This is a genomic window from Verrucomicrobiales bacterium (assembly GCA_016793885.1).
Taxonomy (GTDB): Bacteria; Verrucomicrobiota; Verrucomicrobiia; order Limisphaerales; family UBA11320; genus UBA11320.
Genome location: JAEUHE010000103.1, coordinates 14,040 through 37,388, shown reverse-complemented (window position 1 = coordinate 37,388; position 23,349 = coordinate 14,040). Strand labels below are relative to the sequence as shown.

The window sequence follows — 23,349 nt, the reverse complement described above, 5'->3', positions numbered from 1 at the left end:
ACACCCCCGGAACCGTTAAAAGTACGGAGCATCGCGCAGCGCTGCCACCGGCTTCTGAGACTTGCGTCACCCGACTCAAGGAACCTCATCGGTTTGTGAGTCCGTTCGCCAACCGGTGGCACACCTTTCAGGGTGCTGTTGAACGGGGGGCTGACAGACCGGGGGTGTCGCTGCGCTCCACGCCCCGGCTACTCTCTTTGAACCCTGCGGGTTCTCGGCTTCGGCCTCAGGAACTCAGGCGAAGAACGGAGGATTCCCTACAACTTGTCTAGTCCCCATTTTTGGAGGCAAAGATGAGAGAGGGCTGCCGCGCTCCATATGGCCCTGTTGCTCGCGAAGCGGTCCGATGAGGTTTATAGTTCTGGTTTCCTGTAGCCCTCTACAGCTTTTCGGCCTCCCGGAGAGGGATCCTCACCCGGAAATAATCACACCCCGGCTTCCCCAACGCTCACCCCCCGCTTGACAGGGATCGTGTCGCGATGATGATGGCTGTTATGCGGCAGTTTTTCAGGCCATCGACGCGGATTCGCTTCTGTTGTTCGATTGTCTTTTGGCTCTGTCTGCTTTCGGGCTGGGTGCTGCCGGCCGCACCGGATGCCAAATCGGTCGCGAATCACTGGGCCTACATCCCGCCGCGCCCGTCAAATCCTCCTCCGTCCCCTAGCGGTAATCCTATCGATGGTTTCCTGAACGTCCATCACCGAGACGAAGGTCTGCAGCCGGCTCCCGCAGTCGACCCGGAATCCTGGCTGCGTCGGGTGACGTATGATCTGACCGGGCTGCCGCCCACTCCCGCCGAGCGGGCCGCCTTCCTCGCCGACGGGTCAACCTCGGCCCGAGCCCGGGTAGTGGATCGGCTACTGGCATCGGCGCGCTACGGGGAGCGATGGGCGCAGCACTGGCTGGACTTGGCTCACTACGCCGACTCGAATGGATTCGAGCTCGATGCTGATCGGCCGGACGCCTGGCGCTATCGCGACTGGGTCATCAAGGCATTCAACGAGGACATGCCCTACGACCGCTTTCTGACGCTTCAGGTCGCGGGTGAAGAGGCTTCCCCGGACGACCCCGAGGCACTCGTGGCGGCCGGGTTTGGCCGGGCTGGGCCAAGGGAAGAGGTGGCGGGCAACATCGATCCCGAAGTGAAGCGTCAGAGCGAACTGACTGCTGTGACCAGCACGGTGGGATCGGTCTTTCTGGGGCTTACCATTGGATGTGCGCGCTGTCACGATCACAAGTTCGACCCGCTGCCGGCGGCCGATTACTACGGGTTCCAGGCTTACTTTGCAGGAGCGGAGTTGCGGGAGATTCCGATCTACTCAGCCGAAGAGCTAAAACTGTCGATCGAGGCCACCAACCGCATCAACGCGTTGATCGCACCCATTGCGGCGGCGAAGGCAAAGTTGGAGCAGCCGTATCGAGATCGACTGCGGGCGGCCAAGGAGGCTGGGTTGACCGCCGCTGAAAAGGCAGTTCGAGCCAAGCGCAAGGAGGATCGAACTCCCGAGGAGCAACGCCTCTTTGAGGGCACCAGTTCCGCCCTCAACGTGACTTGGGAGGAAGTGGCGGAAGCGGTTTCTGAGCATCCGGGCGATCATTCGGTACGGGAATCTTTGAAACGACAGATCCACGAGTTGGAACTACAACGACCTCCGCCTCCCGCCCATGCGATGACTTTCAGGGAACCCACCAATGCCTTGCCAGAAACCTGGGTTCTGGGCCGGGGCAACGTGAAGGACAAGAAGCGCCGTGTCGACCCCGCCCCACCAGCGGTTTTGGTCGCCGCGATGGGGACTCGAGGGAGTCCGCCGCCGGTCGAGAAGCGTCCCGGGCCAGCCTACTCCGGTCGTCGTTTGGCCTTGGCGCGCTGGCTGGTCGACCCCAATCATCCCCTCACAGCCCGAGTCGTGGTGAACCGGCTCTGGCAGCAACACTTTGGCCGTGGACTGGTCGCCACGCCCTCCGATTTCGGTGCTCGCGGAGCGCGTCCGACGCATCCGGAGTTGTTGGATTGGCTGGCGTTGGAGTTGATTCGCCAAGAGTGGCGATTGAAGCCGATACACCGTCTCATGGTGCTGTCAGACGCCTACACCCGTGCGTCTGTCCCGGGCGACTCACCGTCGAATCGTCTGGATCCGGAGAATCTTCATTGGTGGCGGATGCTACGGCGTCGCATGGATGCGGAAGGACTGCGCGACAGCGTGCTGGCGGTTTCGGGCCGCTTCAACTTGCAGGTGGGCGGGCGCGGGGTGCGGGCACCTCTGGAGCCCGAGGTCAGTGAGCTGATTTTTACCGAGGCTGAGGTGGTCGACCTATGGCCGGTCGATCGAGACGAATCGGCGCACTTCCGTCGATCGATTTATCTACATCGAAAACGGAACGTTCCTTACCCGCTGTTGAAGGCCTTTGACGCCCCGGATGCGCAGACTCCCTGTCCGGAGCGAACGGTGAGCACGCATGCTCCGCAGGCATTGGTGATGATCAACAGTGAGTTTGCCCAAAAGGCCGCTCGCGAGTTCGCGCGGTCCTTGCTTCGGGCTTACTCGGATCCTGAGGCTCGTATCGCTGAGGCTTACCTGCGCTGTTACGCCCGGCGACCTCTGGCGGAGGAGTTAAAAGCGGCTTGCGACTTTGTCGCCGGCGGTCAAGGCATCGAAACGGAACGGTGGACCGATTTCACCCTCGCCCTGCTGAACAGCAATGAATTCATCCATGTCCCTTGACTCAATTCATCAGCATCTCCCCGACCAAGGGGCTGCACTGTCCCGTCGCCAGTTCCTCACTCGGGCCGGTCACGGGTTGGGAGCCGTGGCGCTGTCCCATCTCGTGAAGGCCGAGGCCGCCTCGGTTCCGAGTGCGGGGTCGATGCCGCTGCCGCACTTCGCGCCGCGCGCCAAGCGCTGCATCTTTCTGTTCATGGTTGGGGGGCCTAGCCAGATGGAGCTCTTCGATCCGAAGCCAGCGCTCGACCGTCTCCACGGGCAACGCCTGCCGGCCAGCTTTGGCAAGATTCATAGCCAGTTTCTGGAGCAGGACCCGATTTGTTTGGGAAGCACCCGCGGCTGGGCTCGCTGTGGCCAATCGGGTATGGACATGTCGGATCTCATTCCCCACATGCACCAGCATGCCGATACCATCGCCCTGGTTCGGTCCTGTGCGGTGGATAGCGTCATTCACGCGCCCGCGCACTATCAGATGAATTCGGGTCGAATGTTTATGGGGCATCCGAGCCTTGGCAGTTGGGTGACCTATGGTTTAGGCAGCCTCTCCGAGAACCTCCCCTCTTTTGTAGTGATGGCGCAGCCTCAGGGAACGCCGGAGGGCGGCGCGCCGTGTTGGAGTTCGGGATATCTGCCCGCGAAGCATCAGGGAACTCTGTTTCGGCCCGGGGCCAACCCCATCGTGAACTTGGCTTCCAACGACCCCGCCTTCTCGCGCAGCCGGCAGCGGCGGATTATCGATTTCACTCAGGAGCTGAATCGTCGCCATCTGACTCCGGGCGACACGGATCTGGAGGCGCGGATCTCCAGTTACGAGCTTGCCTTCCAAATGCAGGCCGAGGCTCCCGGAGCGGTCGATCTGACGACTGAGACCGCTGCGACCCGGTCGCTGTATGGAATGGACAAGCCTGCCACTGCGGAATTTGGCACTCGGTGTCTGATCGCCCGGCGTTTGCTGGAGCGGGGCGTGCGATTTGTGCAGCTCTACTCGGGCGGCGGACCCGTCGCCTGGCAGTGGGATGCCCACGACGACGTGAACGCCAACCACGAGCGGATGTGCGGCGCCACGGACCAACCTGTGGCTGCGTTGCTCACCGACCTGAAGCGCAGAGGGTTGCTGGATGACACGCTGGTGATTTGGGGCGGAGAGTTCGGACGCACGCCGGTGAGTCAGAAAGGCAGCCGGGGTCGTGATCACAACGCGACGGGTTTCTCCATGTGGTTTGCCGGTGGCGGCGTCCGTCCGGGCATCACCTACGGCGCCACGGATGAAATCGGACTTAACGCGATCGAGGGGCGGGCGCATATTCACGACATCCATGCGACGATTCTTCATCTCATGGGTTTGGATCATACCCGGCTGATCTTCCCCCATGGCGGGCGGGATGAACGTCTGACCGATGTGCACGGCGAAGTCATCACGGGGTTGCTCAGCTAGCAGGGTTCCTTCCAGTCCCGAGTGTAGGAGCCGCCGTGAGAAGGCTTCGGCGAACATTCGAAGATCGTTGTGGCGTCGCGAGGAATGGTTGGCCCCGAGGACTGACGTCGTCCCCTACAATCCCGAGTGTGGGAGCTACGGCGTGCGGGAGGACGGCAGTATCTCAAGGCTTGTGACATTCTTGATCGGCGTTAAAGTTGAGCTCGTGAACCTCGCCAAATACCTTTTGATCTTGGTGCTGTCGTTGACAGCGTTAGATCGGCTGCGCGCCCAGAGCGATTGGAATGAGCCGTTTCCACCTCACCGGATCGCCGATCGTTTGTATTATGTCGGATCCAAAGGACTCGCCAGCTACCTTTTGACCACGAGCAAGGGTAGCATCCTCATCAACTCCGGATTTGAACGCACGGTTCCGATTATCCGGGCGAATGTTGAGAAGCTAGGGTTCAAATTTTCCGACATCCGAGTCCTCCTCGCAAGCCACGCTCATTCAGACCATGTCGCGGGACATGCATTGATCAAAGAGCAAACCGGCGCACGCGTGGAGGTGATGGAGGGAGACGACCAGGTCATTGCCAGCGGAGGGAAGGGACAATACCTGTATCAGGAGGGATGGAAACCGTGCGTTGTTGATCGTGTTCTGAAGGACGGAGATCTCGTCACCCTGGGCGAAGTGACCCTCGCCGCCCGGCACACCCCTGGGCATACCCGTGGTTGCACCACTTGGACCATGCTGGCCGAGGATGCCGGTAAAGTCTTGAAGGTGGTCATTATCGGGAGTCCCAACGTGAACCCTGGGTATCAACTCATTACCAATCGGGAGTACCCGGAGATCGCAGACCATTATACGAAGACGTTTCGTCTGCTGAAGTCGTTGCCCTGCGACCTGTTTCTCGGGGCGCATGGGAGCTACTATTCGATGGAGGAGAAATTCGAGAAGCTTCGAAAAGATCCCAAAACAAACCCTTTTATCGATCCAGAGGGGTATAGAGCCTACGTCGAGAACCGCTACCAAGCGTTTCGGGAGAAGCTGAAACCGTGAGTGGTTCTTAGCGTTTCAGTGCATCCACGGGGTGTGATTTGAAGAGGGTGAAATCGGGGCATCTGGACTACGTCGGGGGGGGACCAAAGCGGCAGAGGGCTGCACGACGAATGAACTATAAGCCTCCTCGGACCACTTCGTGGGTTGCGGTTGGGACCACTTGAAGCCCCAACAGGGCTCGCAACCCACGATGGGGTTGTGAATTCTATGGGCTTTTCCCAGGGTAGCTCGTTCCTCGCAACCCTGGGCTTTGAGGCGCAATCCCGTTGGGATAGGGACTGAAGCGCTCAGAACTTGTGCGTAATCTTGAGAGTCCTCTACCGCTTTGTCGCCCCCCGAGGGGAATCCCGGCTGTCCTCACCCGGAAGCAATCACTCCCGAGCTTCAGCTGAGCCACAGCTTTTCGCCGCGGGTATATTTGGCAACGACATCCCGGTTGAGCGTGAGGCCGAGCCCCGGCTCTTTGGGGATGGCTAGCATGCCATCGGCGTCCAGCTTCCAACCGCCCAAGGTGATTTCGTCGATGAAGGGCGAGCCAGTCAGATACTCCACGAGATCGGTGCCGGCAAAGGCGGAGGCCAACTGCAGATCGGCCGCCAGCCCAATCGCTGTGTTCCATCCATGCGGGATGAACCGAACACCATGTTCCTGGGCCATCCAGGCGATCCGCCTTTCCTCGCTGATGCCGCCCACCTTGGTCACGTCGGGCTGGACGATGTCCAAAGCCCGAGCTTCCAGCCATGGTTGAAAGGCCTGGCGTCGCGTGAGGACCTCCCCGCCAGCAATGGGAACCGGAGAGTGTTCACGCAGCTTGGCGTGGTCTTCGAGGGAGTCCGGAGTCAGAGCCTCCTCGAACCAAAAGACATCGTAGTTGGCGAGCATCCGCGCCGTGTTCAGCGCCCATTTATACCCTTGGTTCCAATGAGCGTCGCTGCCTCCGGCGTCGACCATGAGTTTGCAGTCCGGTCCAATGGCTTCCCGTGCGGCTCTAACGATGGCCTCATCATGGGCCGAGCTATGGCGTCCAAACGGCCCCCAGCCGATTTTGAAAGCGCGAAATCCCTGCGCCTTCACGGCCAGCAAATGATCGCGAAGCGCGGCTGGTTCTTGCATGAGCAACGAGGCGTACGGCTGAACTCGTTCCCGATAGCGTCCGCCGAGCAGCCGACCCACAGGCTGTCCGGTGGCCTGGCCGAGCAGATCCCAGAGCGCGATATCCACGCCGCTGATCGTGTGAGTGATAGAGCCGCCGCGACCCAGCCAGAACATGTTCTGATGCAGCTTCTCGCTCACGCGTTCGGGTTCCAACGCATTCTCGCCGCGATAAAGCGGTTCGAGAACAGCCAGAGCGGAGCGAACCAGCCCGTCGTTGGTGAACACGCTGCCCAAGCCAACGGCACCTTCTTCGGTGTGGACTGTGATGAGGGTGTGAACGCAGTCCTCGGGTCGTAGCTCATTGCTCCAACCTCCTTCAGGTGTTGCGCCACGCAAACCGGCGCAACGGATTTCTCGGATCTTCATAGTTTATATCTAGGTCGCTGGAAGAGTTGCACTACGGGCGTGAAGGTGACGTGGGGATCCAGCGGGAATATCGGCCGCGCACAACGTTGGTGTCCCAGGCTCAGCAAGTTCGCACTGGTTGAACCGGGAGCATCGACATCGAGGTACAGCGCTGCCCACGCCTTGAACATGTGCGGCTCACAGTGAGGAGACTTGACCACCACTGCTCCGAACCGCCGAGGGTCCTGGCCGTGGGCCAGAAAGAGGGCGCGATCATACAGGCTAACCGCCCGACTCGTGACCACCAGCATGAAAGGGCCCGATTCGATCACTGCCGTTTTGCCGGCCTGCCACAGCTCGTGCGTCGTCTCGCTGTGAAAACTGCCGTCCGAAAGCAGGCGGACCCGCCCCTCGAGGGGGAGCGGAGTGAACCGCTGACGATCCAGTCCTCCGCCGATGGAAAGGCTCACTCGATTTCCTACCCCGGCGGCGAAGGCCATTCGAGCGGCTTCCGGGTCCACGACAGGGATTAAGGCCCGACCCGAATATCCCACGTCGATCAGGGCGCGCAGGATGGCATTGCTGTCTCCTGAAGCACCGGAACTCGTGGCGTCCGCCGCGTCCACGAGCACCACGGTGCCCGACCGATTGGCAGCGGTCAGGCGGGCGGCGTCCGCCAGCGACGTCAGAGGAACCTGCATTTTGTGATGGTGCGCCCAGAAGAGCTCGGCAATGCGAACCGCCTCGCGGCTGGCCATCTCCGGGTCATTGTTCGTCACCACGAAACTGTTGGAGGCGAGGGCCGGCACATCGGTGAATGGGTTGCCCCACATGATGCCGGCCGACAATCCTGAGGGGGTCCGTTCGGCCTCCTGAGCGGCCTGAACGGCGGGGCGGATGGCGCCGGTCTCGGTGATCAATTCATCCCCGCGCACCAGAGCCGGGATAGTAACCTTCGCGGTGACCGGCTTGGCTTGTCCGACGAGGATTCTCAGCAGCACCCGGGCGGCTCGTTCTCCGGTTCCGAAAAAGTCGACATGCGGATAGGTATGGAACGCGACCGCCGCATCGCAGTGCTCGAGCATTCGGTCGGTGAGGATGCCGTGCAGATCGAGAGAGATGACGATGGGAACTTGGTTGCCCAGCAGGTTTCGCAGCTCGGCGAGCAGGTATCCTTCGGGATCCCCTTCGGTTTGGGTCGCCATTGCGCCATGGAGTGAGAAATACACCCCGTCGACTGCCGGAGCGGCTTGGACACTGGCCAGCAATTCGCTGCTGATGCGACGGAAGGCCGCATCTGACAAGGTGCCGCCGGAGGTGATGAAGTGAGCGCTGTAAGCCGGCACCAGGACGACGTCGTTTTGGGAATCGAACACGCTGACGGCACCCCCGACCTCGCTGCGCACCCCTCGATGGTAACGCAGGATTTCCACCCCTCGGCGCACCTGGAAATCCTCATAGCTGCTCAGGACGGGGTTGAACGTTGAGACCTCCTGTTTGCATTCGACGATGAGGATGCGTGGCATGCGCGTGGGGGGTGAGGGTCTTAGTGTGTTCGTTGGAAATCCCGTGGAAACGTCCGCTTGATTCCGGCGATAACCAGGAGGGCGACGAGAGCGTAAGCCAGGGCGGTGTAGGAGAGCAGGGAAGCGATTCCCACCGATTGTTTCCATAGCCCTCCGAAAAGGGTACCGAAACCTGAGATGACCGCACCGAACAGATTCATGAGCCCAACCGCCGAAGCGCGCGCTTGAGCGGGAACGACTTCGAAGGTTGACGGGAATATATTCCCCATGAAAAAGCCGCTGAGTAGCCCGAAGCCGGCGGCGGCGAATCGAGTGGTGAGGAGCGTGTCGCAAACGCCAACCGCGTGCAGGCAGGGAGCGCAACCGAGCAGGCTGGCGGCGAGCAACCAGAGCCGCGCGGCCTTGGTGCGGTGATAAAGGCGATCCGCCACGATGCCGCCAAGCAACAGGCCGGCCAGAGTGGCACCCTGCAAGAAGACAGTCGCGTTGAAGGCGGCGGCCGACAGGTCCAGCGAGAATCGCTCGTGCAGAAAGTTGGGCAACCATCCATAGAGCAGCCAGAGCCCGAAGACAAAGGTGGAAAACGCGGCGCAGAGGATCCAGTAGGTGGGGGTTCTTGCGATCATTGCCAGCGTGTTGGTGGTGCGCTCCGTCCGGGGTTGGTCATGAACCTCCTCCGGCACCCTGCGGATAAACGCAAAGTAAGGGATCGCGTACACCAGGCCGATCGCTCCCAAAACGAAGAAGGCACCGCGCCAGTGTCCTTGCTGTGCCATCCATCCGCCGAACCAGCCCCCTCCTACGCTGCCAAAGATTTGAGCCGTGGTGAGGGTGGCAATGGCACGTGAGCGATGCTCCGGCGGAAATGCGTTAGCTGTGAGGGCGATGGCCACGGGCATGAAGAGCGCTTCAGACACTCCCATCAGTGCTCGGAGCGACAGCACCATACTCGGGGAGGTCGACAGTCCGGTGGCGACGGTGACCAGGCTCCACAGCGAGAGGCTCAGAACGATCAGGTGTCGTTTGGAGAACCGGTCGCCGATCTGGCCCGCGACGAAGCTGCTTAGACCATAGACCCAGAGAAAGGTCGAGCCGACCAGTCCCAGTTGGCTGTCGGTGAAGCCCAGGTCGGACTTTAACCGCGGGAACATGGAGAACACCGCCTGCCGGTCACAGTAGTTGAGAAAGTACGCGAACCACATGAAGGCCAGCAGCATCTTTGCCTGGCTGGGAATTCCGGTGGATGGCGGGGTGGCAGGCACGAGGCTAAGCCATTACTTCCTTCTCGCTCACGCGTTGGGCGATAACCGCGACGCAGTCGCCTTGTTGTGTGAGGCAGGGGGCGCGGATGGTGATCAAGAATCCGCTCGATTGAGCGATCAGAGGCTCGGGGGCGCGGTCGGGACGCTCGAGGTGATGGAGTAGTCCTACTTGTTGGCCGCGTTTGACCTTTGATCCTAGGTCCACCTGGATCTCGAAAATGCCTGATTCGGGAGCCAGAAGGTAATCTTCGCGATGCAGGGCCTGAGTGAGGATGATGGGCGGCTTGCCCAGGCTGGCGCGGGAACGCTTTTGGCCGTCGAGTGCGCCCACCTGGATTAGCACATTGCGCAGCCCGCCTTGAGTGATGCGATGTACCTCGGCTGGCACACACTCGCCTCCGCCCATCTCCGTGGTTACTACCAACTTGCCTTGGTTCTCGGCTTCGACGGGGAGCAGTCCGGTTCCGGCAATATCGGCGTAGAGGAAGGCAAAGTCGGCGTTCCAGGCGAGCATGGCATCCAGCATCGCTCGTCGCTGGGCGCGATCGGCGACGAGGTGCATGGTGGAGCAGGGGACGAACTCCATGCTCCGGCCCCCCGAATGGATATCGATGACCACATCGCTGAGCGGGAAGAGCACGGTGGTCAAGTAATGTGCCAGTTGGCTGGTGACCGCCCCGTCAGATTGGCCGGGGAAGGCTCGGTTCATATTCATTCCGTCAACGGGAGACAGTCGGGTGCCGGCCCGTGCGGCCGGAAAATTGAGCGACGGGATGAGGATGATCCGTCCGGAGACTCGTTCCGGGGTTAATTCGCGCGCCAGTTTCATGATGGCGATCTGTCCCTGATACTCATCCCCGTGGTTTCCGGCGAGCACCAGAACGGTGGGGCCTTTGCCTCGGGCCACCACGGTGATGGGAACCATGACGTTGGCCCACCCGCCCAGGTTGTGGGAATAAGGTACTTGGAGGAAGCCCTGTTGTTTGCCGGCAGCTTCCAGCTTAACGGAGGTAGTAACCATGTGAGATGCTTTCGTGATCGATCCACCCATTCGTCACCACTCGGGACACACCGTCAATCCGCAAATTCAGGCTTGAACTTCGCCTCAGGAACGTTCATTTTCTTAGTAATCCCGTAAGCCCAGAGCGACCCTTCCATCGAGTGCATGGATTGGCTTGTTGTGGTCTTGTCCTGAGAGGTTCTGAACGTTGAATATCAGACCCTTACGTGGATTTGTTCGGTGTCTGTAGTGAAGTCTTAGTCTTATGAAGCAAAGAATTCTTAAACCCCTCCTGGCGCTCCTGGCTGCGGCTGCGACCTCGGCCTCTGCCGCTCCCGGGGACAATCTGGCTCTTACCGGTACTGCCTCGTCCTCAGGTGACGGTTTCGGCAGCGCCGCTGCCGACCCCATCGATGGCAACACCGATGGCACCTACAACAACGGCAGCGTCTGGCATTCGGCGGTGGCTACAGCTGAATCCTGGTGGGAAGTTGATCTTGGCAGTGATCAACCTATCGGAAGCGTCAAGGTCTGGTTGCGCACGGATTGCTGCACCGACCGCAACTCCAACTTGGAAGTGGCCTTGCTCGACAGCGGACGGAACGAGATTGCCCGCTTTCGGCAAGAGGCCAACCCGTTCACCCTGACTCCCGCGGTGCCCTCCTTCGCGGTGAATTACGGCCCCGGCACGCTGGCTCAGTATGTGCGGGTGGACCGCACCGAGACTCCGAACTGGATTCACCTGGCCGAAGTGCAAGTCTTCGAGGCACAGCCTCCGGCTGTAACTCTCAATGTGACAGGGCTCGCAGACCAGACCGTGGCTGAGAACAAGTCCATTACCTTTGGACCGGCGAGCATCGCCTTCTCCACTGGGGGTCCGGTGACGGATCTGGGTCTCCAATGGCAACAGAATGGTGCGGATATTCCCGGCGCCACGGGACTCAGTCTGACACTGGATCGGATCTTGCTCAGCGACAACAACTCGATTTTCAAGTTGGTGGCGACCTCCTTGGGCTCGGCCGGTGAAGCTCAGTTCAAGCTGACCGTTACTCCTGACGTGGAGCTTCCGACGATCGTGAGCGCCAAAGGTTCCGCTAAGCTCAACGAGGTGTTCATCACCTTCTCGGAGGCTGTCGACCAAGCGAGCGCTGAGGCCATCGGTAACTACTCCCTCGATGGCGGCCTTTCGGTAACCGCGGCGGCACTCGTCGCCCCGAACCGCGTCATGCTGACGTCCTCCCCCCAGACCCCTGGTACCAAGTACACGGTAACCGTTACTGGCGTGAAGGACACGGCGGCCTCGGGCGGGAATGTGGTCGCTGCCAACTCCAAGGCGTCATTTTCTGCCTTCAAACTGTTCCTTGGCGGAATTCAGCACGACTTTTATCAATACCCTCTTGCTCCGGCCCCTGCACCGACCCTGACAATGGTCAAGGCGGACATTGAAGCTGGCTTGGCTCCGACGTTTTCTACTGTCGAACCGCTCGCTGAGTATGGTGCGAACGGCAGCAATGAGGCGGGACAGAACTACGGCAACCGGCTTTCGGGATGGTTCACGGCTCCCGAAACGGCTAACTATGTGTTCTTCGTCAGCGGCGATGACAACATCGAGCTCTATCTCAGCCCGGATACCGATCCGGCCAACAAGGTGATTATCGCCGCGGAGCCCACTTGGAATAACTCCCGGCAATGGCTGGTCATCGACCGTCGTCCAGGCACGGAGCAGAGGTCCGACGTCTATGCGGGCACCGGTTGGGCCACGGGAGCCCCGGCGGTGATCTCTCTGACTCAAGGATCGATGTATTACTTCGAGGCGGTTCACCAGGAAGGCGGCGGGGGGGACAGCCTCAGCCTGACCTTCAAGATCGAGGGTGAAGACGATCCAGCAAACGGCACCGCTCCGCGGTTGTCGGGCGACAACGTCAGCATTTATGCGGATCCTGACTCCCTCTCCCTCCAGATCACCCAGCAGCCGGCGGCTCTCACGGTCGATGAATTTGGATCAGGCAGCTTCTCTGTTCAAGCGAGCAGCCCCTATCCGACGCGGTATCAGTGGGAGCGAGCCGCTGCGGGCAGCGATGTCTATGCGCCCCTGCCTGGAGCCAACGCCAGCAGCCTCACTCTGAACAACGTCGCTTTGAACGACAATGGCGCCAAGTTCCGCTGCCAGGTCAAGACCTTGGGACTTGAAGCCACGACTACCGCGGCGGTTCTCACGGTGGTGGCCGACACGACGGCCCCCGGCCTGGCTTGTGCGGTCGCCGGTGGCGGTTTGAGCACGGTGTTTGTTTCCTTCACGGAGCGCGTCACTCAGGCGAGCGCCGAGGTCCTGGCGAACTACACCTTGGATGGAATTACGGTTCAAGGCGCGCAGTTGGGTTCGACGGGCGACAAGGTGGTTCTGACCACCTCTCCCCTCACTCCTGGCAAGCTCTACACGCTACGCGTCAGCGGCGTGAAGGACATCTCTTCCGGCGCCAATACCATCGCCAATAACAGCCCGGCCAGCTTCTTGGCCGAAGGCGCCAGCTATCGGGACTCGATCTTGGTGGATGGACCGATTGCCTACTTCCCCTTCGATGAGGAAGCTGGGTCCACGGAGGCCATCAATTTGGGTTCGACCGGCGACACCGTCGTCGGCACTTACAATCCGAACGGCACGGAGGGTGGCGAAGGACCCCGGCCGCCGGAGTTTGTTGGATTCGGCTCCGACAACGGTGCGCCGACCTTCAACGGCACCGACTTCTACGTTTCCACCGGTGCTCCGTTGCTGAACGGGCTGCGCGCATTCTCGTTGGAATACTGGGTCAAACCGACGGCCTTCACCACCACCCGGGTTGGGATCGTGGGTCAGAACGATGCGGTCGAATATGGCTTCATCAACCCGACTACCATCCAAATCTGGACGCCTGGCGGTGGTTCGCTCGACACCCCCTATAACTTCGAGCGGGACACCTGGCACCATGTGGCCAGCATTGGCACCGGACGTGAGTTGCAGACCTACTTTGATGGCGTGCTCATCAATCGGGTTGCAGCCAACACTGCCAACTACGGCACTTCGGGATTCAATGTAAACATCGGCGGAGGCGGCGTCTTCGATGGAACCGGCAACTTCTTTACCGGCCAGATCGACGAGGTCGCGATCTTCGACAAGGCACTCACCGCCGAGCAAGTTCGCAATCATTATCTGGCTGCTAAGGAAGGTCCTAAGCCTGTGTTGAAGATTGCTAGCATTGCGATCGAAGGCGCCAACGTGGTCATCAACTGGGTTTGCGTTGGAACGCTTGAGAAAGCGGAGAACATCAACGGACCTTGGACGGCGATTGGGGATGCCACCGCCAGCCCCTACTCGACTCCCAAGCCTGCGGTCTCCACGTTCTATCGTCTCAGGAACTGATCCCCGTTCCCGATAGCCTTCAGTCATGTATGAGAGGCCGGCGTAAGCCGGCCTCTTCTTTTTCTGGGTTGCTTCATGCCCTATTTTTGCAGCATGCTGACCAATTGAGGGTTGTCGTGTTGAGCCCGTCCACGGGGCCATCAACCTCCCTCTGCACCGTCGTTGCTTCGGACAACCAGCAAGATGAATCCTATGAATGCCAATCTGGAACCATTTCTCATTCGGAAGTCACCTGCGAGAACGCGCGCTTCGGTCCCTGGCCTGGGTCTTGCATTCCTGTTATGGATGTCGGCCGCAGTCTCGAGTCATGCCGTGGCTTGGGTCGAACGACACGGTACCACCGCCACCAGTTATCAAAGCGAGTTCGACATGTGGACGTCGGCGCCCTATCGGCTGCGCCCGCTTCGCGTCAGCGGCAACGAAGCCTCTGGACAGGCGCGCTACTCCTTCGTTTTCGAGAAGAGCACCAAAACCACCGGGTGGGCCTCGCACCACGGCCTAACGGCTTCCGAGTTCACGTCTACCCATAATACTCTTCATGGTCAGGGCTACCGATTAGTCTGGCTCGACGGGTTTGGTGTGGGGGCAACCGCCTACTACAACGGAATCTGGGATCGTACCTCCGGCCCGGCTCAGCGGGTGCGGTTGGGGGAATCACTCGCGGCCCATCAGGCGGCTTCCGCTGCGAATATCGCCGCCGGGTTTGAGCTGGTGGACGTATCTGGCTTTTCGGTTGCCGGGGTTCCGCTTCACGCTGGCGTGTGGGCTCAGAGCGGCGCGGCCAGCATTCAAGTGCGCTACTCGCGCACTGCGGCCCAGTACCAGTCCGACTACGATTCCATGAACGCCAACGGCTACCGTCTCTGGCGGGTGAGTGGGTTGGACTCTGGCGGCGCGGAGCGCTTCACGGGGGTGTGGCGGACTACGAGTCTCGGTGAGGGCTGGAGTTATCACGGCATGAGCGCGAGCGCTTTCAACTCCCATCAGATCAACGCCGAGAACCAGGGGTACCGTCCGGTCGCGATTGAAGCGTACAATGTAGGCAATGAGACGCGTTACAATGCGCAGTGGGCTCGGAATGGCGGCCTCTCGACGACCCGTCTCGGCAACCTCTCCTCCGCGGTGGAGAGCTATATGAGCGCGCGATCCCTTCCCGGATTGTCGCTGGCAATCGCTCGCGAAGGACGCCTGGTTTATGCCCGGGGCTTTGGCCAGGCGGACAAGTCCTCCGGGGAGTTGGCGCATGCCGATCATCGGTGGCGGATTGCGAGCACCTCGAAGGCGGTCTGTGCCGTCTCCGCTCTCCGAGCCTTGGAGGATTCCGCAGCTTGGAGTTTGGATAGCAAAGCGTTTGGATCCGGCGCACTCTTCGGAACCGATTACGGCACCAAGGCGTACAGCGCCGCGGAGAAGGATGTTAGTCTGCGGGATTTGCTCACGATGACCTCCGGCTGGAGCGACCAGGGCAAGCTGTGGTATTTTGATGAGCCGTCCTATGGAACGGACCATGCCAAGATCATCAGCTATCAGCTGGACAACGTGGGCATGTCCTCAACTCCGGGGACCACGGACTGCTACAATAATTTCAACTATCAGGTGGCCGCCCGAATCCCGGAAAAAATCTCGGGCCAGTTGTTTGAAGTCTACACGAAGGCGCAGGTGTTTGATCGATGCGGGATCACTTCCATGATTCTCGGCGGGCGCACCGCCGCGGATCGCAAAATCGGCGAGGTGGCCTATTACGCGGGCGATCAATGGGGTTCGCCGGAAAACATCCACCCGGCGCGCATGGACGGAAGCACGGGTTGGATTGCCAAACCGTCCGATCTGCTCCTGATGGGGCGTCGCATCGACGGCAATCCTCGGCATCGCGATATCATTGGTTCCTACGCGCTGTCTCAAATGCAACTGGGCAACGGCAAGCCCAGCTGCAACGGCGGCACTTCGGGCTACGGGCTCGGCTGGTATCCTTCCACACGAAACGGCAGGACCTGGTGGCAGCACAACGGGGCGATGGCGGGGACCCAAGCCATTCTGGTGGTGAGCGATGATGGCAGCCAGGCCTTTGCTTATGCGTGTAACTCGGTTCACAGCAGCGATTGGCCCTCAGGCCAGTTTCGCAATACGATTCTCGACCTGATGGACTCCATCGACGACGCTGACGCTTGGCCGGAGATTGACCTGTTTGGAAAGTATAACCCTGAATATGACGCGTGGGCGCAAGGCGCATTTGGGAACGCCGTCAGCCGTCCGGGGTTGATCGACTTTTGGTCACCGGCGGCGGATCCTGATGGCGACGATCGCAGCAACGCTTTCGAAGCTTATGTGGGCAGCGATCCGACCCAAGCCAACCCGTCGCCCTGGACGAGCATTTATTACGGAAGTGGCGATCTGGTGTTGCGTTGGACCAAGCGCAATGGCTATCGGGGAGTCGAAGCGGATGCGCAGTGGTCGTCGGGGCTTGTGAACTGGGTCAGTTCAGGCGCGACGATCGTCGATCGGACCGATCTGATCACCCTCATCGGCCATACCATCCAGGAGGCCCGAGTTCCGATTCCGCGCGGAGTGAGGTTTCGGTACCTTCGAGTTAATCTAAATTTGCCGTGACGCTTGTTTGGAATGGAGATTCAGGTTTGGCGGTCGAGCAGAGAGCTAATGGGCTGCCAGTCTGGCATGCCGTCACACCAGAAAAACGCGTCAGCGGGGAGTGAACCCAAGTCGACCATCTCGCGGATTTGAGCGCGATTGAACGGGCCATATTGCTGGCCGTCAGCGAGAACCATCAACGTAGGTTTAAGGCTGCGTTCCGTAGCATCGGCAACCTCGAGCTGGGCCTCACGCGCCTCTCGGCGCTTCGAAAGGGCGCGTTCGATTCCGATGACCGCCAACCCAAAGAGGGTGCCTCCTGCATGTGCTGCGAAGGCAACTCCTCCACGGTCCTGGGTTTCGCTGGCCGCACCCAAGGCTCCCCAAAGGTCTTTGCCAAACCAAAAAGCGATCACCAACCAAGCCGGAACAAAAAACTCTCCTGACCCGAAACGCACCACAATGAACCAGAAATATTTAAACTCGATTTTAGTGTTCCAAAAGTAGGGTAAAAATCCGCCGATACACGCGGAAATGGCTCCGGATGCACCTCCGATGGGAATCTCGGAGTGGAAGCCAAATGGGGTTGCCAGGATCTGAATGAGGGAGGAAACGATGCCGCCCATGAGATAGAAGGCGAGGAATCGTGCCCGTCCGATCTTGTCCTCGACGCAAGATCCAAACAGGAAGAGGAACATCATGTTCCCGAGAAGGTGAAAAAAGTCTGCGTGAACGAACAAGCTGGTCACATAGGTCCAGAAATACGAAAGCGACGGCGTGAGCCATAGAGTGGAGAGCTCCCATTCGGTGACCGTCTCTCCCTGGGGCAGTTCGAGGCCGAAAAAGACCAGAAAGATCACCGTGCATATCCCCATGAACGTGAAGGTGACTATGGGATAGCGATGCGCTCGGTGTTCCACGCCGACTGGCAAGATAATATACATCAGATCCTTGGATGATGTGGTAGCAACGCGCCCACCTCGATTATCACTCCAGTTTAAACCAACAGCCCCGCCCCCATCGAGCTATTTCTGCGGTGCGGGCACGCGTGGTTTCTTGACCCTGGCCACTCAGTTCTTACCAACCCGGTACAGGTTCTCGGCGCTGCGGATAAAGAGGGCTCCGTCATCGACGGCGTAGCTGGCGAGCGTGCGTTCGCCCAACTCGTTTTTGGCCAGCAGTTCGTAGGTCTTGCCCGCCTTGACCACATATCCCACGCCTTCCTCGTTTTGGAAATAAAGCCGACCGTCGGCGAACACGGGGGACGCGGAGAACCCTCCACCCAAACGCTCGTTCCAATGGACCTGGCCGGTCTTCGCGTCTGCGCACGTGGCGATGCCCGCGTCCGATACGAAATACAGCTCATCGCCCACCACGATGGTGGATGGAGTGCTGGGGGCACCTCGCCCGATCTGCCAAGCCAGATGCGTGCTGGTCACATCGCCATCGCCACCGGGCCGGATGGCAAATAACTTGGGGAAATCGTAGTCGGTGTTCACGAAGAGCAGTCCGTGGGCAAAAACGGGGCGGGGGACCACCGAGAAGCCGGTTCCGGTTTTGACATGCCACAAGTCACGCCCGCTGGCCGGGTCGTAGGCATAGGTGCCTCCAGCCCCAGGGCTGATGAGTTCAGCGCGGCCGGCGTTGGTGATGAGAAGCGGGGTGCTGAAGGCAAATTTCTTGGGCGCCGCTTCGTTCTGTCGCGGAGTTTTCCAGCGGACGTCACCACTGCGTCGGTCGAGCGCCACGACCACCGGGTCGGATAGTCCATCGCAGCTGAAGATCAACAGATCGCCCGCCAGCACCGGCGAGCCCCCGTTGCCGTGAACCGAGGGATACTTGATGGAGTCCTGTTTCCACTGGACCTTCCCATCCAGGTCCAGGCAGGCCGTTCCCAGATGGCCGAAGTGAACATAGATGCGACCGTCGCGCACTAATGGAGTGGGGCTGGCGTAGCCATTCTTTTTATGAAGGCTCGACCCACTCTCTGGATGGAATACCTCAGTGCTCCAGATCAGTGCACCGTCCTGGGCATTCAGACACAGGGTCAGCAAGGACAGACCCGTCGTGCCCTCCGCAGACTTCGCGGCGGTCAGGTAGAGCTGGCCGTTGACCAGAACCGGGGACGACCATCCGGAGCCTGGGATCGATTTCTTCCACGCGACATTCTCAGTACCGCTCCAGCGGGTCGGAACATTCGTCGCTGGAGAATGGCCCTGCCCCGTCGGCCCGCGGAATTCCGGCCAGTCGTGGGCATGCAGGGGGAGCGCAGTCAGCGTGGCCAAGGCGGCGAGGCCCAGGATCGATCGTGTTCGCGACGGGTTCATTCTTGTTCCATCCTAAGGCCTCCGTTTCCGAGTTGTCGAGGGCGACAATATAGTGATGAGTGACGAGTGATGAGTGATGAGTGATGAGTGATGAGTGATGAGTGATGAGCTCGGGGGCTGGCCCCCTATGGACCGCGGTGGCACGACACCGCGGTCCCTTCACGCCGCCTGATCCCCCCGCGCACTCATTGACCATCGTCGCCCACCAGCCACTCCGCCGCGTGCAGGAAAAGCGGAGACTTGTCTCCGCGCTCCATAGGGTTCCTAGTCGTTGGTCCCCGGACGATTCCACCTCGGCAACTCCAACTCCAACTCATAACTTATAACTCACTCCAACTCATAAGGAGCGTTCGAGTTCGATGGAGCACGGATTCCCTAAGCTGGGTGTTTGAATCCGTTAAGCTCGAGAAGAGATTGGATGGCCTGCGAAACACGGGAGGGCTGATTTTGATGAAGCGGCATTCGGCACTTGCATGCGATATGGTGTTCTCGCTAGGTTTTTCTAGGCTATGTCGGCTCCTCGAGAATCTGAAGCCCTGTTCCCCAGCGCTGCTTCGTTTCCTACCACGAGGTGGACGATAGTGCTCGGGGCAGGCGAGGTAGGCGCGGCATCGAGCGACGGGGCGTTGGAAGAGCTTTGCAGGACTTATTGGAGCCCGCTCTATGCGTTTCTCCGAAGGCAGGGACATGCTCCGCACGACGCGCAGGATCTGACGCAAGGCTTCCTGGCGCGCGTGATCGCTCGCGAGGATCTAGGGAATGTAGGCCCGGAAAAAGGCCGATTCAGGACATTCCTTCTGACTGGACTCCGCAACTTTACCATCAAACGCGCTCTCCACGACAAGGCGCTCAAACGGGGCGGGAGACAACCCCTATTGAGCCTTGACAGCGAGGAAGCTGAACGTCTGTGCGGACCGGACCTCACGGCCGAGAGTCCAGAGCTGGCTTTCGATCGTCGGTGGTGCCGGACGGTTATATCGCACTCACTTCAACTTTTGCGTGAGGAGCAGCAGGCCCGTGGGAAACACGCAGTGTTTCAGAAACTCGCCCGGTTTCTTGACGGGGCCGATCCGGGCGATTACGAGGTGGTCGCCAAGCAGTTGGGGATGGCCCACGGCACCGTGGCGGTCACCATCCATCGTCTTCGATCCCGTCTGCAGGAGCTTGTCCGTGCTGAAATCGTCCAAACCGTAGGTTCGCCCGAGCAGGCGGAGGAGGAGATGCGGCATCTCATGGAAGTTTGGCGGAGCTGAATTCTGCTAAAAGGATGTAATCTGCCCGGCGCTGCTGGGCTTATAGGACTTGGATGGTCATTCATCAACAGCCATGAGTTCACAGCCAATTGCGTCCAACTCAACCTGCATCCGCTGTGGCACACTGCTCGCAGTTGGCGAAGTCGATGGACAATGCCCCCGCTGTCTGTCGCAACTCCTGTTTCAGTCTGCCCCGGGAGCCGAGCCGGCCGCAACTGGGCGCGGGGATCTCCGACGCCTGGGCGATTACGAGCTGCTGGAGGAAATAGCCCGAGGGGGGATGGGGATTGTTTTTCGGGCGCGCCAGATCAGCCTCAATCGAACTGTGGCGGTGAAGCTCATGCGCGATAGCGCCCTGGCCGGAGCCGAGGAGGTGCGGCGATTTCGGGTGGAAGCCGGAGCAGCTGCCAAGCTCAAGCATCCGAACATTGTCGCCATCTATGAAGTGGGGGATCATGACGGGCAGCATTATTTCGCGATGGATCTGGTGGAAGGCCCCAATCTCGCGCAGAGAGTTCGCGAAAACCCCCTGCCACCCAGAGAGGCGGCTTGCCTCGTCGCGACCATCGCGGAGGCGGTGCAGCACGCGCATGAGCGTGGGGTGCTGCATCGAGATCTCAAGCCCTCGAACGTCCTTATGGATGTCGATGGCCGGCCCTACGTGACGGACTTTGGATTGGCGAGATCATTGGAAGGCGACAGCAGCCTCACCTTGACCGGCCAGATTCTGGGGACGCCGGGTTACATGCCCCCCGAACAGGCCACGGGCCAGGGCAGTATCGGGCCGGCGGCGGACATCTACTCGTTGGGGGCTGTGCTGTATTATCTTCTAACGAGCCGTGCGCCGTTCGTAGGGGGCACGCCCACCGAGACACTGCGGCATGTCGTGGAGCAGGAGCCGGTGCCCCCTCATTTGGTGAACCCTGAGGTGCCGCGCGACTTGGAAAGCGTCTGCTTGAAGTGTCTGTCAAAGCGCCCGTCGGATCGTTACCCGTCCGCTGCGGATCTGGGGGCCGACCTGCGCCGTTTCGAGAGGGGGGAGCCGACACATGCGCGACCCGCGGGGAACACCGAGAGGCTATGGAGATGGTGCCAGCGGAAACCTGCCCTGTCGACCGCCATCGGCTGCGCAGTAATCTTAGGAGTCGTGGGGGTAGCAGGGATTCTCTGGCAATGGCAGCGCGCTGATGCGGAGCGGACTCTTGCCAGACAGAACGAGCTACTAGCGAGGCAGGGTCTCTATGCCGCTGACATGAATTTGGTCCAGCAGACTCTGGCCCAGCAGAATCTCAGCGGGGCACGGGAGCTGTTGCACAGTCATGAGCCCCGAGCAGGGCAGACTGACCTTAGGGGGTGGGAATGGTGGTACTATTCCAAACTCTGCCAAGGCGACGAGACCTTGATCCTTGATACTAATGGGCCAAGCATTGCGTTTTCTGTCGCGCTGCGCCGCCAGAATTTGCTGGCACTTCGCCGAGCGGACGGATCGAGTGAACTTCGGGACCTCGTGACGGGGGTGATCATTCATGATTTGGGGCAGGATGAGTTGGGCCGGGAGAGTGGGATGGCGGCCGCTGCGGATGGCTCGATTCTCGGCTCATCCTCGGGACAGGGCATGGTCCGCCTCTGGGACCTGAGCGATCGATCACGCATGGAACCTGTTGGCGCGCTCCGCGCCGGCAGGCTGATCTCGATCTCATCAAAGCGACGACTGATCGCCACCGCGCCCCTCCGACAAGCGCCCTTCGACATCCCGGGGAATGACGCCGTCAACACCGTCGTCTGGAACTACGAGACGGCGGCGAAGGTGGCGACCCTGGCTGAGTCGGGCGACTATTCATTGTTCTCTCGAGACGGTGGAACGCTGGTTACAGGCAGCTGGCTTGGTTCCGCGACAATCTGGGATACGCAGAGTTGGAAGGCTCGGCATCGGCTTCCAGCGACCGGAAACATCACGGCGATGGCTCTCTCCCCGGATGATCGATTGCTCGTCACCTGCAGCTGGGAAGGGTCAGTTATTCTCTGGGATGTGGTGAGCGGACATCGGCTCGGCGAATTCAAAGGACACTCCAGCCGGGTATGGGCGGTTGACTTCTCGCCCGATGGTTCGATCCTTGCGACAGGGAGCGGCGATCAGACAATCGCACTTTGGGACGTCGCATCTCGTCAGGAGTTACGGCGCCTCCGAGGACACGATTCTGAGCTGCGTCGTTTATCGTTCTCCTCTGACGGAGGATGGCTTGCCAGCACCGAGAACAGCTCTCCTGCGCCGCGCATCTGGAGGATAGAGGGGTTTCGGAATCCTTCCCCGACGCTCCGATGCCTTGCTCCTCCCGTCTTTAGCCCGGATGGTCGCGTCGTGGCAGCGGGCGATCAAACGGGTGTAACGCTATGGGACGTCCGATCTCTAACATCTAAGGCCACATTGCGGTGCGAACCGAACCCAGTAGGTTTTAGCTCGGACGGTAAGCTTCTGATCACCGCGACGGTACCAACGCCTTTACCAACGGTTCCCGGCCCCCTAACGGGCTTGAAATTCTGGGACGTGGGTTCGCTATCGCTCCGGGATACGATTTCGTTCTCCTCGACGAATGGGATCGCGTCCGCAGTGGCGCTTTCTCCCCGTGGGGACCTACTCGCCAGCGGGGATCCGGCGGGGGATGTGATCCTTTGGGACACTCAGTCAGGAGCAATGCGATCCAGGCTTGCACGCGCCTCAAGATACGTCTGGAACTTAATGTTCAGCAGGGATGGCGCGATGCTCGCTGTTGGCTCCGGCGGAAACATCCGACTCTGGCGGCTCGGGGCCGAGATGAAGTTTCTCGATTTCGAGGCGAGTGGACTTCCCCTCGCAATCTCGCCCGACGGACATGCACTCGCAGTGGGGATGTATAAGGAGATTGGGCTCTTTGACACCGACACAGGCAAACGCCTCAGAACTCTGCGTGGGCATCGTGAAGGGCTCTATTGGCTATCCTTCTCGGAGGATGGGCGCACCCTCGCATCGGCATGCGAGGACATCAAGCTGTGGAACTTGGCGACCGGGCGAGAAGTGGGGAGTCTTCGAGGAGAGGCCCCGTTTCTGTTCGTCCGGTTCTCTCCTGAGGGTCAATCATTACTCGGCGGACGAATGGGACAGGCCTACGTCTGGAGTGCGGCAGCGAAGCTAAAGGCACCATAATGAGCGCCCTGGGAGTGGACCCACGGTGGGCTGGCCCCTCCAACCGGTGGTGGCTGAGAAGGCGGTTCATCGCTTAGGTCCCTTGTAGCCGAACCGCAGGCATTTGCCGCAAGTCTG

The 23,349-nt window shown here is 60.3% G+C and carries 13 protein-coding genes; 7 read left to right on the top strand and 6 right to left on the bottom strand.

The window, feature by feature from the left end:
* The first annotated feature begins 479 nt into the window (after positions 1 to 479).
* From JNN07_11695 to bla, 3 genes are all read left to right on the top strand, one after another.
* Positions 480 to 2,723, top strand: coding sequence for a DUF1553 domain-containing protein (locus JNN07_11695; GenBank protein ID MBL9168396.1), 2,244 nt, complete (start codon positions 480 to 482; stop codon positions 2,721 to 2,723).
* Positions 2,713 to 4,158 (top strand): DUF1501 domain-containing protein, encoded by a 1,446-nt coding sequence (locus JNN07_11690; GenBank protein MBL9168395.1) that lies wholly within the window; start codon positions 2,713 to 2,715, stop codon positions 4,156 to 4,158. Before JNN07_11695 ends, JNN07_11690 begins: the two co-directional genes overlap by 11 nt.
* 172 nt (positions 4,159 to 4,330) lie before the next feature.
* Positions 4,331 to 5,200: a subclass B3 metallo-beta-lactamase gene (bla, locus tag JNN07_11685; protein ID MBL9168394.1), complete on the top strand. Its 870-nt coding sequence runs from the start codon at positions 4,331 to 4,333 to the stop codon at positions 5,198 to 5,200.
* Between the two features lie 384 nt (positions 5,201 to 5,584).
* On the opposite strand, the gene JNN07_11680 is transcribed toward bla, so the two are convergent.
* The 4 genes from JNN07_11680 to JNN07_11665 are packed head-to-tail and all read right to left on the bottom strand — an operon-like array spanning position 5,585 to position 10,509.
* The gene (locus JNN07_11680) at positions 5,585 to 6,721 is read right to left on the bottom strand and encodes a mandelate racemase/muconate lactonizing enzyme family protein (protein MBL9168393.1); all 1,137 of its coding nucleotides are present in this window, start codon (positions 6,719 to 6,721) and stop codon (positions 5,585 to 5,587) included.
* Entirely contained in the window at positions 6,718 to 8,226 is a 1,509-nt protein-coding gene (locus JNN07_11675; GenBank protein MBL9168392.1) for a M81 family metallopeptidase, read from the bottom strand. Before JNN07_11675 ends, JNN07_11680 begins: the two co-directional genes overlap by 4 nt.
* Positions 8,227 to 8,246: 20 nt before the next feature.
* Positions 8,247 to 9,488, bottom strand: a complete 1,242-nt coding sequence (locus JNN07_11670) for an MFS transporter (GenBank protein ID MBL9168391.1) — start codon at positions 9,486 to 9,488, stop codon at positions 8,247 to 8,249.
* A gap of 4 nt (positions 9,489 to 9,492) precedes the next feature.
* Positions 9,493 to 10,509 (bottom strand): succinylglutamate desuccinylase/aspartoacylase family protein, encoded by a 1,017-nt coding sequence (locus tag JNN07_11665; protein ID MBL9168390.1) that lies wholly within the window; start codon positions 10,507 to 10,509, stop codon positions 9,493 to 9,495.
* Between the two features lie 244 nt (positions 10,510 to 10,753).
* Here JNN07_11665 and JNN07_11660 point away from each other — a divergent pair, with 244 nt between their 5' ends.
* Together JNN07_11660 and JNN07_11655 are read left to right on the top strand one after the other, a co-directional pair.
* On the top strand, positions 10,754 to 13,885 hold the full coding sequence (locus tag JNN07_11660; GenBank protein MBL9168389.1) for an Ig-like domain-containing protein: 3,132 nt from the start codon (positions 10,754 to 10,756) through the stop codon (positions 13,883 to 13,885).
* A 192-nt stretch (positions 13,886 to 14,077) separates the two neighbouring features.
* Positions 14,078 to 16,492 carry a serine hydrolase gene (locus JNN07_11655; protein ID MBL9168388.1) on the top strand — a complete coding sequence of 805 codons (2,415 nt, stop codon included), beginning with the start codon at positions 14,078 to 14,080 and terminating at the stop codon, positions 16,490 to 16,492.
* 20 nt (positions 16,493 to 16,512) lie between these two features.
* On the opposite strand, the gene JNN07_11650 is transcribed toward JNN07_11655, so the two are convergent.
* Entirely contained in the window at positions 16,513 to 17,415 is a 903-nt protein-coding gene (locus JNN07_11650) for a rhomboid family intramembrane serine protease (protein ID MBL9168387.1), read from the bottom strand.
* A 126-nt stretch (positions 17,416 to 17,541) separates the two neighbouring features.
* Complete coding sequence (locus JNN07_11645; GenBank protein MBL9168386.1) at positions 17,542 to 18,798, bottom strand: PQQ-binding-like beta-propeller repeat protein; 1,257 nt, start codon at positions 18,796 to 18,798, stop codon at positions 17,542 to 17,544.
* A 509-nt stretch (positions 18,799 to 19,307) separates the two neighbouring features.
* Here JNN07_11645 and JNN07_11640 point away from each other — a divergent pair.
* The gene (locus tag JNN07_11640) at positions 19,308 to 20,051 is read left to right on the top strand and encodes a sigma-70 family RNA polymerase sigma factor (protein ID MBL9168385.1); all 744 of its coding nucleotides are present in this window, start codon (positions 19,308 to 19,310) and stop codon (positions 20,049 to 20,051) included.
* Positions 20,052 to 20,124: 73 nt separating this feature from the next.
* Positions 20,125 to 23,232, top strand: coding sequence for a protein kinase (locus tag JNN07_11635; GenBank protein MBL9168384.1), 3,108 nt, complete (start codon positions 20,125 to 20,127; stop codon positions 23,230 to 23,232).
* The last annotated feature ends 117 nt before the right edge of the window (positions 23,233 to 23,349 follow it).